The organism is Micrococcales bacterium, from assembly GCA_016703125.1.
Classification (GTDB): domain Bacteria; phylum Actinomycetota; class Actinomycetes; order S36-B12; family UBA10799; genus JADKAV01.
Genome location: JADJCR010000004.1, coordinates 1 through 14,350 on the forward strand (window position 1 = coordinate 1; position 14,350 = coordinate 14,350).

Genomic DNA, 14,350 nt, shown 5'->3' on the forward strand with positions numbered 1-14,350 from the left:
AGCGCGTACAGCGGCAACTGCAGGAACCTCCCCTTACACGTGGGTCCCTCCTCGCACAGGGGTCACTTGTTCGACTTGCCGCTCTTGTAGTCGAGGACATGCAGATTGCCGGCGGCGTCGATGTTCGACACGATCGACCGAGCCCTGCAGCCGCAGCGTGGTGCCGTCCGGCAGCGGAACGTCGAGGTTGTCGAAATGCAGTTCCGTGGCCTGCGGCTTCCAGCGACCGGCTCGCAGTGCGTCGTCACGCGAAATCCAGGCGCGAAGGTCCGCGCGCAGCCTGTCTTTCGTGCGTTCCCAGGGATGTGCAGCCCGATCAGCATGGACTTCTCCGCCTCGCTGAACACCTCCGCCACGATCTCGTCGAGAGGGTTACCATGTCTTCCGGCCAGGGCTGCCGAAGTCCGGGTCACGCCACTTCGAGACCAGTCGCTCCAGGACCTCGTGCAGCAGGGTCCCTCGTCCAGGGGCCTATCTCCACCGTCTCGTCCGGGTCGTCCTCCTCCCGAAGGCCGAGGATGTACTGCCGGAAGTAGTGGGAGTGACATTCGAACCACTTCTGCAACCGTGTCGGGCTGGACCGATCTCCGGCAAGGCCGGCTGATCCCCACCAGACCGGTGAACCTGCTGAAGACGGCGTCCGCGCGGTCGTGGATCATCGCGCGCGCCGTCGGATCCACTTGCGTCGGGTCGCACAGCGCCTGCCGCTGACGCAGCGCCACGGCGGACACGGGATCCTCGGATTCGACACCCGCCGCGTACGAGCCACGGACCTCCACCGCAGGGTGGCTGAACTCCTCCCACGTAGTGGCCCGCACGTCTGGACCCATGTACGCCTGGAGCGTCGGGAGCAGCCAGCGTGAGGGCACCTTCCTCGCCCCGGACCGGATATCCCCACGCGGGAACGAGAGCACCGACGTGGTCGCTCCGGACAACGCCGCGAGCAGGTCCCGGTGCTGCAGGTCCTGTCGGTCGCGCCAGGTCGGCAGGACACCTCCCGTGCGGGCCCGCACCGCTTCCGGGAGCAGCGGGTCGTCCGTGGTCGCCGGCGGCAGCGTGCCCTCGGCCATCCCGACGACGCAGAGCAGGTCGAACTGCATGCCCACCGCGTCCCGGATCGGGCCGACCATGACACCCGTGCCGATCTTGCCGACGCGGCTCGTGCTGTGGCGCAACTCCAGTTCCAGCGTCTCCCGCAGAATGTTCAAGGCTGGCCCGTCGGTGACCTCATCGAGTCCCTGCAGGCCTCGGACGAACCCGTGGATGCTGTCGTAGACCCTCGCCTGCTCCGGATCCTTGGACGGTTCCGGGAACAGCCGGGACCACTGCGCATCGAACCGGTCGGCCAGTTCCGTCCAGGAGGCCGCCGTGTCGAGACCGTCGAGGCCCACCCGCAGTTCCCGCACGAAGTCGCGAACCGCCTCGGCGAAGTCGGCCTGCTGCCGGCGCCACTGCGCGTAGCCTCGTCCTCCTCGTTGTCGGCACGTAGACGCCGGTCTCTGGCGAAGTCGGTGAGGCGCAGATCCCAGTCGGCCCCCGACACGATGCCGGCACGGCGGGAGATCCGGTCGGCGCGCTGGGCGTCGATCCCGCCGGGCGGGCGTCGGCCAGCCGACGACATGACCTCCGCGCGGCGGAAGTCCCGGTCGGGCAGAGCGAGCAGCCCGCGTACCGCCCGGCCGTAGACCATCTCGGCATCCGGCTTCACGCCCCGGCCGTAACACTCGATGCCAGCAGCGGCGAGGTGCTCATGCAGCAGGCGCGCGTAGGGATTGGCTGTCGGGTAGACGATGCCGATGCGATGCCCCGGGACGCCGGCGCGCAGTTGGTCTGCCACCGCACCGAGCACTGCGCGCACCTCGTCGTCGGCGTCGGTCGTGCAGATGACCCGCGTCCCCACGACGTGAGACGCGACCGGTGCTGACTCAGCATGCTCGGCCAACGCGCCCACCACCGAGCGCACCACGCGATCGTCCGCGGAACTCCCGGTCAGGCCCACGATGGCGGTCACCGATGTCACGGCGGCAACGGCGGATACGAACTGCTGCTCGGCGGGAGTGAGTTCGTGTGGCAGGAACAAGACCACAGGGGCAAGAGCATCGACCATCTCGGTGGCCGTCCGCATGAGTTCCACCTCATCGAAGTAGCCCGACGCCAGATGGTTACGGACCATCTCGTGCAGCACGATCACCTCTGCGGTGGACCTCCCGGCCGCCCGCAAGGGTGGGGAGCGCAGCAGGGTCCAGCCGATTCAACTCCGCGCTCGCGTCGGCCAGTGCGCGTGCGGTCTGCGGATGGTCGGCGATCGGCGAGAAACAGGTATCAGTGCTGCTCACGATCGCCCGCATCACACCGACGAGAACCGGGGCCGTGACGGGCCGGCGGCCCACCGGCAAGCTTCTGCGCAGCGATGCGCTCAGCAAGCCGGTAGAGCGTCACGATACTCAAACCGGCGATACCGGGAGAACCGGAGGGGCCGTGTGCCGCCAGCCATCTGCGTGCGGCGGTCCCGATGGCCTCGGTCGGGACGACGAGCATGACCTCCGCCAGCGGGTCGTCCTGTTTGGCCTCCGCCACAGCGTTCGTGAGTGCCTGATAGACGTCCTGCCCGTACGGAGCCAGGGTGACTGACATGTGACTCCCCCTTCTCCGGAATGATGACAGAAGGGTGCGACACGTTGCGGTCGTTCAGCCGTGCGCCCCTCTCAAGGCCGGCGGGCCGACGGGATCCTCGGCCCGCCGCAGTCCCCCGCAGTTCTACCGGGGGCGCGGCACGCTGCCCCGCCACGCACTTCGCGAGGACCCCACCGACGGCGTCGGGCACAAGTGCGTCGAGCCGCACGGTGAGGTCCCAGTTGTCGCCGTAGTCGTGGACGTAGTCAGTACGCACCCGTCTACCCGGCTCCTGCAGGGTCTCGTCGAGTCTCACCGACGCGGCCGGGACACCTTCCTGCTCGCCTTCTTCCACGTCGTGGGGACACAGGAACAATTGACTGTCCCGGTCGAACGTGCCGCCCCCGATGGCGAACATGTGCAGGCATGAGTCACTCCAGCCGAAGGCGCCCTGGAGGATGCTGTGCACGAGATCCAGGCACAGGTCGGACCGCAACTCCAGTGTGCGCCAGATGCGGGGTTCGGCGTCGTTGAGGTCGACCGTCACGCGGTAGGTGACCGGCTGCTTGCGGTGGGGCTTGCGCAGTTCCGGCCGCGGACCGAGCCCGGGGCCGGCGACACCGGGGAACGCCGGAGAGTCTGCGCAACTCGTCGAGTTCCGCGCCCGCCACCGCCGCCTCGAACTGCTTGCGGACGTCGTCTTCACCGGCCACCGATACACGCCAACCGCCAGTCCGCCGATCACGGGGCATCCCCCACCGGTGCGAAACGCTCCGTTGTCCACAGATTCCATCTGGAGGGTTGGGGTTGTCGTACCTGGTCCGTAGTCTGTACGTATGTTCGAAGTGGGTGGTGTGGCCGGTGGCGGGTCCGGGCGGTTCGCCGCGCTGACCGAGTCGGTGGACGGGCTGCTGGCCGCCGACCACCGCGACGTTCCCCTGGTCGACCTGGTCGCCGACATCGCCGCGCTACACACCGAGGAACGACGCCGGGCCGCGGTCACACGGGAGATGATCGGGGTGTGTGACACCGACAGCGGCCACCACCTCGCCGGGCACGCCACCACCGGCGCGATGCTCACCGACGCGCTGCGCCTGGCACCCGGGCAAGGACAGGCCATGCGCAAGACCGCCCGCCTGCTGGACACCACCTTCCCGACCACCGCCGAGGCCCTCGCACAAGGACTGATCAGCTACCCGCACGCCGCGGCCATCACCCGCGCCCACGCCAAACTGCCCGCCCACCGCCTCGCCGAAGCCGAACCGGTCCTGCTCGAGGTCGCCCTGGCCGGATCCGCGGCCATGGTCCGCGCCGCGGTGGACCGGATGGCCGAACTGCTCGAACCCGACCACCACGACCAGCAAGACCAGGACCTGCGCGCCCACCGCTACCTCAACGTCTCCCAGACCCTGGACGGCTGGTGGGCCGTCGACGGGCACCTGCCGCCGGAGGTCGGGCAGCGGCTGTCCGCGGCGCTGGAAGACTTCGCCGCCCCGGCCGACCCCACCGATGCGCGCACCGCCCCCCAACGCCGCGCGGATGCCATCGCCGAGATCGCCGACGCCGCCGTCGACGGCCAAACCACCGGCATCACCGCCGTGACCATCACCGCCGACGCCGACCACCTCGACGGCCTCGGCGCCACCTTCGACCCCAGCGGCATGCCCGTCGGGCTGACCACCTACGACCTGGCCGTGTGCCAAGCCCGGCTCACCCTCGTGGTCAGCCAGCGCTGCGGCATCGGGTGGAAACCGCTGGCCGTCGGCCGGCTCACCCGCTACGCCACCGGCGCCCAACGCGCCGCCCTGCACCGCCGCGACGGCCACTGCATCTACCGCGGCTGCACCCGACCTGCCCGCCGCTGCCACGCCCACCCACATCGTCGACTGGCGCGCAGGCGGTGTGACCGACCTGTCAAATCTCGTCCTGCTTTGCGCCTACCACCACCGCATGGTCCACCTCGGCCGGGCCGTACTGATCGACGACCCCGACACCCCCGGCCGACACATCGCCCAGCCTGCCCGACGACATACCACCACCGCCGCCTAATCCGCGGCGGCCCGGAGCCAGACCTCGCAGTCCGCACCCACAAGACCGCGGGCCATGAGCCCTGCCTCACGATTGCCAGGCGAAACGCCAGGACTTCCCTACTCAGATCACTGTCCGGGAACGTCTAGTGAAGCTACTCGCAACTGGCAGGTGACGGCCGGTGAGGACAGCGTGCATCGAGGAGATCCTCCGCATGACGCCGAAACGTCAGAGCGTGCGGGAGGGTCAGATCAACGATCCTGTCGATCACGTCTTGGGGGATCATCGGCCTGCGGCCCAGGCCGCGCGGCGTCCGGGGGGTCGCCGAGGAAGTCCCTGAGTGCGGGCAAGCGCCGGGACGTCTCGCGACTGAACAGACGGATGGCCACTGCCTCGAGTGGCCTGGCCAACCAGCCCGGCCGGCAGCGCAGCGTCAACGTGTAGACGAGTTCGCTGGCTGCCGGGCCGCCCCCAGGCGTCGGCAGGTCCTTGTGACGGATCGAGGCTGACCACATCGGGCAAGACGTTCATCCAGCGGATCACCGTGTGGGATCCGCCGCGCGAGTATGCGTTCACGTTCAACCCCGAGAACGGTCGCTGAGGACACGATTGAGCCAGTGACCCAAGCAGTAGCAGTGTCGGTGCCCGGCACGAGGCCCAAGGTTGTGCGGCCTACACCCGACGGCCAGTCCCACTCTTGCCGTGTGGCCGGGATGCTCCCCGGTCAGTTCGCCCTCCAGGCCCCCCGGCCGTGACTAGGGTGCACTTGTGAACAAGCAACTGCTGAGTATGCCTGGGCTGACCGTGACCCGGGACATCCACGGTGTCCCTCATGTCGACGCGGACTCGGAGACCAACCTCTACCGGGGTCTGGGGTGGGTGCACGGCACCGACCGCGCCCTGCAGTTGTTGCTCACCCGGATGGCGGGGCGGGGGCGGCTCGCCGAGCGGCTGCCGGGCGATGCGCTGCTCGCTGCCGACAAGGCCTTCCGCCGGCTGGGCTTCCACCTCGGCGCGGTGGAGCAGGCAGCGTCGTTGCCACCCGACGTCCAGGTGCTGCTGGCCGCCTACTGCGAGGGGGTGAACCGGGCCCTACAAGGAAAGGCACCGTGGGAGTTGCGGCTGTTCGGCGTCAGGCATCCGGAGCCGTGGACCCCTGCCGACAGCATCGTGCTCGCCCGCCTGGTGGGCTTCGTCGGCCTGGCCCAGAGCCAGGGGGAGATGGAGCGGCTGCTGGTGCAGATGGTCCGGGCCGGAGTACCGAAGGAACTGCTGGCGGAGTTGTTCCCGCGCGGCCTCGCCGGCCTCGACGAGGAACTTGTCGCACAACTCGATCTCGGCGAGCCGCTGGTTCCTCCGGAGGTGCGCTGGACACCGTACGTGCCGCGCCCGATCGCCTCGAACAACTGGGTCGTGGGCCCGGGCCGGACCCGCAGCGGACGTGCCGTGCTGTCCGGGGACCCGCACCTCGAACTCCGGCTCCCCGCGATCTGGAACACCGTCGTCGGTACCTGGCCGGAGCACTGGGTGATCGCCGCGACGATGCCTGGCCTGCCGGCCTTCCTGGTGGGCCGGACCGACGCCCTGGCCTGGACGCCGACCTACGCGTTCATGGACGCCACCGACTCCTGGATCGAGGAATGCCGCGACGGCCTTGTGCGCCGGGACGTCGACGGCGAGACGACGTGGGTGCCGGTCCGGACCAGGGTGGAGGAGATCGCCGTACGGCGTGGCAAGCCGGTGCGGCTGGCCGTCCACGAGACCGACCGGGGGCTTCTCGACGGCGACCCGACGGTGGACGGTCTGCGGCTGGCCACCCGCTGGTCCGCTGCCGACGGCGGGGCCGCGTCGATGGCCGCGATGGTGGAGGTACTTCGGGCCCAGGATGTGGACGCGGGTATGGCAGCCGTGGGGAAGCTGGAGATGGCGTTCAACTGGGTGCTGGCCGACCGCACCGGCTCGATCGGGTACCAGATGTCAGGCCTGATGCCCTTGCGCGACCAGCCCGACTCTGGCCTGGCCCCGCGGCCGGCCTGGGATCCGGACACCGCCTGGCGCGGCTACGCCCCGGTCGAAGACCTGCCCCGCACGAAGGACCCGGAGGCCGGGTTCATCGTGACCGCGAACGACGATCTCAACCACTTGGGCCGGCGGCCCGATCAACCTGCCGATGAGCGACTCGCGAGCCGTGCGGATCACCGAGGCCCTGCAGGCCAACGACTCCTGGACGGTCGAGGACACCCGACGCCTTCAACTCGACCTCGTCGCGGCCCACCCCCGCCCGTACCTCGAGGTGCTGGTGCCATTGCTGGGTGAGAGCGACAACGAGCGAATCCTGCGGGACTGGGACTGCTCGTACGTCGTGGACTCGCTGGGCGCCACACTCTTCGAGCGCTGGCACCGCGGCCTGGTGGAAGAGGTGTTCGGCGGCGTTCTGGGGGCCGGGGTCATCGACTACCTGTTCACCGAGACCGGGATCCTCGCCGACTTCGAGGGCAACTTCGACGGCGTGCTGCTGCGCGAGGACTCTCGGCCCTGTTCGGCGGACGATCACGGGCTGACGTCTACGCCCAGGTGGCCAGGAAGACGCTTCCCGGTCCGGTGCAGCCGTGGGGCGAGCTCCGGCCGACGACTGCGCGTCACCTGCTGTTCGGCGGCACCCCGCTGGCCCGTCTCGGGTTCGACCGGGGTCCGTTCCCGCTGGCCGGTGGCCGCGGCACGGTCCAGCAGGGCCAACTCTTCCGGTCGGCGGGTGCGGAGACCTCGTTCATGCCGACCCTGAGATTCGTCACGGACTTCGCCGAGGAGTCAGTGCACACCGTCCTGGCCGGGGGGCCGTCGGACCGGGTGCGGTCGCGGTGGTACACCAGCGACTTCGACGACTGGCGAGCCGGACGCCTGAAGACGCTGCGGCCCTGACCGTCGCGCCCTGGTGGCGTGCGGGGTCTACTGACCCCCGCGACGATCGGCGCGCCACGTCGCCAGGTTCGCACGCAACTGCTCGTCATCCATCACGATCGCGACGGTCGGGCAGTCCTGCGCGGACCTTCTTGGCATCCGGATGGCACAGGGTGCACGGCTGGTCGTCACGCAGTGGACATCGTGCGTCCACAACACGGGTCGGCATTTGCACCTCATCTCAGGTACCTCCATTGTAGATGCCACCCACCACACGGCCCGCGTGCAGACGATTCGCTCAACTCTCCGACGAGGGGCGCTGGTCCGCGGCTGCATGCACAGGGCGCCGTCACCATCGGGGCGCGAGTTCCTCCAGCGCGGCGGCGAGGTCGGCAAGCAACAGGGTCGGGTCCGGAAGCTGGGCGGGGTCGTGGACGATGCTGATCGTCAGAGTGCCGGCGTAGGACAGCGCGATGAACGAGACCCCGACATTGGCGGCACGGGACGCGGCCGGGACGATGCGTTGGATCGGATGGCCGGCCAGGTGGAGTCGGGCAGCGGACCCGCGCATCGTGGACAGCGAGGTGTTGCCGATTCGCTGGTGCTGGTTCATGTACCACGCCAGTCCGAGCGGACCGCTGGCCTGACTGATGAAGTGCGCGGCCCGGAGGTTCGTGGGCTGGCGCGCGCCGGGCTTTCGCCGCTTGGTGTAGGCGGACACCTGGGCGAGCCGTTCCGGCACCGCCGCCCGGAGGTCGACCGGCACGAGCATGACGCCCACCGTGTTGCCGCCCTCATCGGTGGCAGCCGAACCGGCGGCGACCGGCACCCAGACCCGCAACCCGGGCGGGTGCTCGCCCCGTCGGTGAAGTTCGCCGGCCACTGCCTGACTGATGGCAACCAGGAGGAGGTCGTTGATGGTCGCGTCTGCGCGGTGTGCCGCGCCGCGGAGGCGTTGGAGTGCGATGTCGTGGGTGGTGATGACACGGTTGGGGCCGGTCGGCCGGTTGAGCGAGGTGCGCGGTGCGAGGCGTGGAACACCTCGCCGGGGCCGCGTAGCCGGGCTCCCGTGATCGGGTGGCCGTCGGGTGGCCGCGATGTCAGCAGCCGGGGGGCCGGGATCGCCGGGGGCATCGGCGAGGGAAGCCAGGATCGCCAGCCCATGCAGCCCGTCCGTGAGGACGTGGTGGGCGACGAAGACCACTGAAATGCCGTGATCGTCGACCAGCAGGTTGATCGTCCAAGGAGGCGTGGCGACGTCCAACCGGGTCGTCAGCAGTTGCGCGGCATGTACCAGGGCGTCGCTGCCTCGCACGTCGAGGATCCGGATCCGCTGGTCGGGCTGCTGGGTCTGTTCGATCCAATAGAGGTGACGACCGTCCCGGTGGATAGCACGCTCCAGCGCGGGCACGCCCCGGATTCGATCGGCGAGGACGCCGGCGATCGGCTCTGCCTGGTCGGGGGTGGCGTCAGGGAGTTCCAGCACCACTGCGAGGTTGCCCGGAGCGGGGCCCACATCGATGGTCAGGGCGTCCAGGTCCCCAGCACTCAGCGGGACCCGTGCGCCTGTCGTCGCCACGCCTTCCACGATAGACCTCGGCTCAGCGGTGGATCACCGACGAACGCATCGGGGGCGGACCTCACGAAGCCTCGTCGCGCGCCACCTCGACCACGTCCGGAAAACTCTCGATCAGGTAGTCAATGAACGCCGGGCCGACCCTCTCCTGCCGCAGGACCTCGACCGTCACGGGCAGGGATCGTGCGGCGAACGACGGGTCGGCCAGAGCACGCGCGGCGAAGTCATGCTGGACGATCGCTGCACTGCGCACGGAGACGAAGTCCGCGCCCTTGTCCAAGCACCACTGCGCATCCGCGGTGGAGAGCACCTTGCCCGCAACACCCAACCGCGTGGACCCTCGCGGCAGATCGACGAAGTGGTCGATGAGCAGACCCTCGCCGCCCTTGCGGGGTCGCATGAACACGTCCCACAGCGAGAGTTCCAGGTAGTCCAGCAGCCCGGAGTCCAGGGCTCGGCGGGCGTACTCCCGGCCATCCTGCAACGGGATCCCGAAGCCCTCGGGAGACAGCCGCAGTCCCAGTTGGAAGCCCTCCCCCGTGGCCGCGCGGATCCCCGCGAGCACGTCCTGGACGATCCGGAACCGGTTGTCCAGCGATCCGCCGTACGCGTCAGTGCGGTGGTTTCGGGACGTGTCGAGGAACTGCCCGATCAGATACCCGTGCGCCCCGTGCACCTCGACCCCGTCGAAGCCAGCGCGTTCGGCCCGCACCCCGGCAGCCACGAAATCCGCAACGGTGATCTCGATGTTCTCGGCGGTCATCGCCACCACGTCATGGGCCGGGTCGTCCCAGGGGCACTGAGCCGCCATCCCGGTGATCTCCCGCTCGCGCCGGGCGCCGGGGGGGAGGGCACGCCCTGCGCTCCCGCCGCCCGCACACCCTCGGCGAGGCGACGCAGTCCCGGCAGGTGCTCGTCGGAGGCGACGCCCAACTGCCCGTGCCAGACATGGCCGGTGGGGCAACGAACGCCGCCGCCCAGACCAGTCCGAATCCACCTTCCGCGCGTGCGGTCAACCGGGTGATCTCATCGTCCGACAAAGTGCCGTCCTCGTGACTCTGGCAGTTGGTCAACGGCGCCAGCGCCAGGGAGTTGCGCCACGTCGGGCCATGGGTCAATCGCAATGAGTCGGCGGGGTTGGGCATGTGGTCAATCGCAGAGACAGCGACGACGACTGGCGGCGGCCGCCGTCCGTGGGCGAGGATACGGAGGTGCAGATGAAGGTTGCAGTCCTGGGTTCTGGAAACGGCGGCATGGCCATCGCCTTCGAATGGGCGCGCGCCGGACACGAGGTGGCCCTGTTCGACTTCGAGCAGTTCGACACCAACATCGGCGAGGTGGCCGCGGCGGGGGGCATCACCTCCGACGGCGAGATGGAGGGTTTCGCGCCCGTCAGGTACTCCGGACACGACGTCGGCGAGGCGATGCGGGGAGCCGAGTTGGTCTTCGCCGTCGGTCCCGCCTACAGCACGGCTCCGTTCGCCGAAGCCTGCAAGCCATATGTCGAACCGGGCCAGGTGTTCGTCGTGTGCCCGGGCTCCTGCGCAGGGGCGATCGTGTTCAAGCAGGCCCTCGGCCTTGCTCTGGACGACGAGGCAGTGGTGATCGCCGAGACGTCGACGCTCCCGTACGCCGTGCGCGTCACCGGACCGGCTCACCTGACCGTCTACAACCGGCTCAAGGGCGGGTACTACGTCGCAGCGCTTCCCAGCAGCGCGACCACCGCGGTCTACGAGTTACTGCATTCGGTTCACGCAGAGATTGAACCCGCGGACAGCATCTGGCAGACGACGCTGCAGAACAGCAACCCGATCATCCATCCGGCGGTCTCGCTGTGCAACGTGGCCCGGATCGACCAGGGCGGTGATTTTCTGTTCTACGAGGAGGGCGTCACCGACGGCGTGGGCCGGGTGATCCGAGCCGTCGACGTGGAGCGGGTCGCCATCGCCGAGGCGCTGGGTGTGACGGTCAAACGCGACCCGGTTCTCGGCATCGAACAGGGCTACCAGGTGATCGACGACTACGGCGTGGGCTACTCGCAGGCCCCTGGCTTCCAGGGGATCAAGGCGCAAGGCCAGCTCGACCACCGGTACTTCAACGAGGACGCAGGGTACGGGTTGGCGTTCATGACCGACCTCGCCCGGCAGGTGGGAGTCGCGACTCCGGCGATGGACGCGTTGCTGACGGTGAGCAGTATCGTGACCGGTCGCGACTACGCGGCGGAACGGGCCCGGACGATGTCCGGCCTGGGCCTGGCGGGGTTGAGCGCTGCGCAACTGCGCGAAGCGGTCTGAATCTCTCAGTCCCCCACCACCGCGGCCATCGCCGCCAGAGCCTGGGCGCTCGTGTACTGCGGGCGCCAACCGAGTTCCTGCTTGGCCTTGCTCGTGTCCATCACCACGGGAGCCCTCGCAACGTGTATCCACTCGGCCTGCCACGGCAACCGGGGAACGCGGGCCAGTAGATCGGAGGCCGCCAGGGCCGCTGCGTGGGGGCCCTGGCCCACGACCATCGCGGAGATCGCCGAGGCGACGTCGTCGTGGTGGACCAACTGCACCGCGACTCCCGGGTCGGGGAGAGCCGGTCGGGCCACCGGCACGGCATGGCGTACGGATCGCACGATCCCACTGACCGGCTGCCCCATGGGGTTCCACGGCATCGCTCGCGCCAGAGCCGTCGCCCGCGGCCCGACCACGATGCAAGGCCGGAGCACGTGCACCTGTAATGGTGAACCCGCGGTCGTCTCATCCAAGGGTTTCTCGAGCTGAGCCTTCTGTTCGGAGTAGTAGTGCTGTGCCGTCCCGCGCGCCGGGATGTCCTCGGTGAGCGGTCGGGGGTTGTCGCGGTGGTAGCCGTAAGCGCTACCGATGAGGTGTAGACGAGCCTGCCCGGGCGGGGAGCCGCCACGGCCGCGGTACCGATCTCGCCGGTCAGCCCGGTGATGGCGCCGGTGATGCCCACATCCCGATCCTGCCGCGAGCGGCAGATCCTCACCACTTCTCGGCATTGCCACGCGCCCGCTCGAGGCTGTATCGCTCGCGGTTGCGGACGACCTTCTCCTCCGCAGCGGCGAGCAGGTCCACACCGAGGACGTCAGCCAGCCGACACAGGTAGATCAGCACGTCCGCCATCTCATCGGAAACCGCCGCCAGGTCCTCCCCCTGCAGGGCCACCGACTCCTCCGGTGTCAGCCACTGCAATTCGGCGACGAGTTCCCCTGCCTCGCCCGCGACGGCCATAGCCAAGTTCTTCGGAGTGTGGAACTGGTCCCAATCGCGTTCAGCCGCGAACGCGCGCAGGGTCGCAATCAACTCGTCAAGCGTCATGCATCAAGCCCTTCAGCATCTCCCGCGTCTCAGGGTCGGTCGAGTAGATCACCGTGCCCACCATCCCTCGCGTCAACAACACCTTGTAGACGTTGCGCACGAAGGTGTCGAAGTCGGCGGCACTCCTGCCCCGGAAGGCCGGATCCTTCGACGCCCGAACATCGGAGACGAAACGCCCGCCCCGCCAGACCAGGTCCGGGCCGAGGATCACCCCCGACCAGTCGTATTCGAAGCCCTGGGCCGTGTAGACGCAACCAACCTGACCGAACCCGCCGTCCTCCGTGGCCCACAACGACCGCGCCGGCGCACCCTCGTGTCTGCGCTCCTCCTTGTTGTTCCAGGGCCTGGCCCACTCACCGATCCGTAGGTCCGGAGCCAGCGGCTCCCCACGTTGCGCGTCCGACCACGGCCAGCAGAACCCCGCGCTCATACGCGCCCCGTAACCCCCCGCGTCGCGGGTGGCCAGGATCTCCTCCATCTCCCACGGGCTGTCGGTGATGCGCACCTCGTAGTTCTCGTCCCCGGTCCAATCCACCGGGCCGCCGTCGACGAGCCCCAGGAGCCGGAGAACCCACTCCTCGTAGAGCCTCGAGCCTCCGGACCGGAACTGCGCATCGAGTTCGACCATCTGCACCTCGAGTCCGCGCGCCTGCGCAGCCTCGCGAATCGCGGCGACCGTGCCGATCTCACCGGGACGCACGACCTGGTGCTCGTCCAGCAGGAAGACCGGCACCCGCGCCACGTCCAGCAGCTCCTGCACCTGCGGCTTGGACCGCTTGCCCTGGGTGTGAAGCGGAAGTTGCTGCTCTCCCGGAGGCGGTGCGCTTCGTCAGGATGAGCACGTCCAGCGAGTTCGGCTCATCGTGGGCGAATTGGTTGAAGCACCCGAACAACTCCTGGACCCGCTTGTTGCGAGCACCCGCCACCTTGCGCAGCGTCTCGGTGAACGCCTTCGATCCGGTCGCGTGCTCGGCTGTCCGGCGACGTCGGTAGAGCTCACCCAGCAGCGACAGTGCGATGACGCTCTTACCGCTGCCAGGTCCGCCGGTCACGATGACCACGCTCTTGTGATCGTCGCGAACGGCTTTCTGCACGGCGTTGAGGACCAGCCGGTAGGCGACCTCCTGTTCGTCAAGCAGGACGAACTGTTCCTGATGCTGGATCTCCTGAGCGGCCAACTTCATGAGTTGCTTACTCGGCGCGACCGCAGACGACAGGAGCGCATCCGCCGCGGTCGCGCCCGAGTCCGGCGCGAACTGGGCACGCAAGTAGTCCAGCCAGCGCCCGCGGTCATCCGCGGTGAACAGTCTGCTGGCCCGGTCTCCGGCCGGAGTCTCAGCGACGCGACACCGCTCTCGGCGGCGTTGTGCAGGTAGGCCGCTCCCTTGACCGCATCAGGGTTCGCGTCGAGCGCCCGCACGAAGTCGACCATGTAGTCGACGTAGTTCTGAACCTGCCGGCCAGGGTGCAGGACCGGCCGGTCGCCGTACGCGTCGACGCGCACCAGTTCGACGTCCTCCGGGTCGGCCTGCGCCCGCGCCCACTGCTTCAACTCAACCACGAGATAATTGGGATCCCCCGTGCGCGGATGCTGCCCGCACAGGATGACGTCGGTCCGCTTGCTCGACAGCGGGAGCCGGTGCTCGACGAGTACCTCCAGGTCATCCAGCCCCGCATCGCGCAGGTCACCCATGATGACGGGCAGCGAGGACTCCCAGGAGCGCACCTCACCGGACGAGGGCATGTGACCCACATCGAAGGTGAACTGCCGGGTCAATCGGGGGACCGCGCGGTTGGCGAGGAGTTGCTCCAACAGCAACTCCGCCGACGACCGCAACAACGGCACGGACAACCCCCGGGCACACGAAGACAACTCGTGCGGGTGGGGGCGTGTCCTGCCGGTCGGCGA

9 protein-coding genes and 4 pseudogenes are annotated in these 14,350 nt (G+C 68.9%); 5 read left to right on the top strand and 8 right to left on the bottom strand.

The window, feature by feature from the left end:
- Positions 1-33 precede the first annotated feature (33 nt).
- The 3 genes from IPG68_06680 to IPG68_06690 form a co-directional block, all read right to left on the bottom strand.
- Positions 34-279 (bottom strand): hypothetical protein, encoded by a 246-nt coding sequence (locus IPG68_06680; GenBank protein MBK6762965.1) that lies wholly within the window; start codon positions 277-279, stop codon positions 34-36.
- A 925-nt stretch (positions 280-1,204) separates the two neighbouring features.
- A complete protein-coding gene (locus IPG68_06685) occupies positions 1,205-2,191 on the bottom strand; it encodes a hypothetical protein (GenBank protein ID MBK6762966.1) in 987 nt (328 codons plus the stop codon).
- Positions 2,192-2,416: 225 nt separating this feature from the next.
- The gene (locus IPG68_06690; protein ID MBK6762967.1) at positions 2,417-3,358 is read right to left on the bottom strand and encodes a plasmid pRiA4b ORF-3 family protein; all 942 of its coding nucleotides are present in this window, start codon (positions 3,356-3,358) and stop codon (positions 2,417-2,419) included.
- Between the two features lie 91 nt (positions 3,359-3,449).
- Here IPG68_06690 and IPG68_06695 point away from each other — a divergent pair.
- From IPG68_06695 to IPG68_06710, 4 genes and pseudogenes are all read left to right on the top strand, one after another.
- Positions 3,450-4,433 (top strand): annotated as a pseudogene (locus IPG68_06695) (DUF222 domain-containing protein).
- 45 nt (positions 4,434-4,478) lie between these two features.
- Positions 4,479-4,563 (top strand): annotated as a pseudogene (locus IPG68_06700) (HNH endonuclease).
- 846 nt (positions 4,564-5,409) lie between these two features.
- The gene (locus IPG68_06705; GenBank protein MBK6762968.1) at positions 5,410-6,957 is read left to right on the top strand and encodes a penicillin acylase family protein; all 1,548 of its coding nucleotides are present in this window, start codon (positions 5,410-5,412) and stop codon (positions 6,955-6,957) included.
- Positions 6,958-7,215: 258 nt separating this feature from the next.
- Positions 7,216-7,560, top strand: coding sequence for a penicillin acylase family protein (locus IPG68_06710; GenBank protein MBK6762969.1), 345 nt, complete (start codon positions 7,216-7,218; stop codon positions 7,558-7,560).
- A gap of 328 nt (positions 7,561-7,888) precedes the next feature.
- Here IPG68_06710 and IPG68_06715 read toward each other — a convergent pair whose 3' ends face one another.
- Both IPG68_06715 and IPG68_06720 read right to left on the bottom strand, forming a co-directional pair.
- Positions 7,889-9,118 (bottom strand): DUF1298 domain-containing protein, encoded by a 1,230-nt coding sequence (locus IPG68_06715; GenBank protein MBK6762970.1) that lies wholly within the window; start codon positions 9,116-9,118, stop codon positions 7,889-7,891.
- Positions 9,119-9,179: 61 nt separating this feature from the next.
- Positions 9,180-10,260: pseudogene (locus IPG68_06720) on the bottom strand (NADH:flavin oxidoreductase).
- Positions 10,261-10,332: 72 nt separating this feature from the next.
- On the opposite strand from IPG68_06720, the gene IPG68_06725 reads away from it, so the two are divergent.
- Complete coding sequence (locus IPG68_06725) at positions 10,333-11,409, top strand: NAD/NADP octopine/nopaline dehydrogenase family protein (protein MBK6762971.1); 1,077 nt, start codon at positions 10,333-10,335, stop codon at positions 11,407-11,409.
- A 5-nt stretch (positions 11,410-11,414) separates the two neighbouring features.
- Here IPG68_06725 and IPG68_06730 read toward each other — a convergent pair whose 3' ends face one another.
- From IPG68_06730 to IPG68_06740, 3 genes and pseudogenes are all read right to left on the bottom strand, one after another.
- Entirely contained in the window at positions 11,415-12,128 is a 714-nt protein-coding gene (locus tag IPG68_06730; protein ID MBK6762972.1) for a hypothetical protein, read from the bottom strand.
- On the bottom strand, positions 12,106-12,441 hold the full coding sequence (locus tag IPG68_06735) for a nucleotide pyrophosphohydrolase (protein MBK6762973.1): 336 nt from the start codon (positions 12,439-12,441) through the stop codon (positions 12,106-12,108). The genes IPG68_06730 and IPG68_06735 overlap by 23 nt, the downstream gene beginning before the upstream one ends.
- Positions 12,431-14,185: pseudogene (locus IPG68_06740) on the bottom strand (DUF2075 domain-containing protein). Before IPG68_06740 ends, IPG68_06735 begins: the two are co-directional and overlap by 11 nt.
- Positions 14,186-14,350 lie beyond the last annotated feature (165 nt).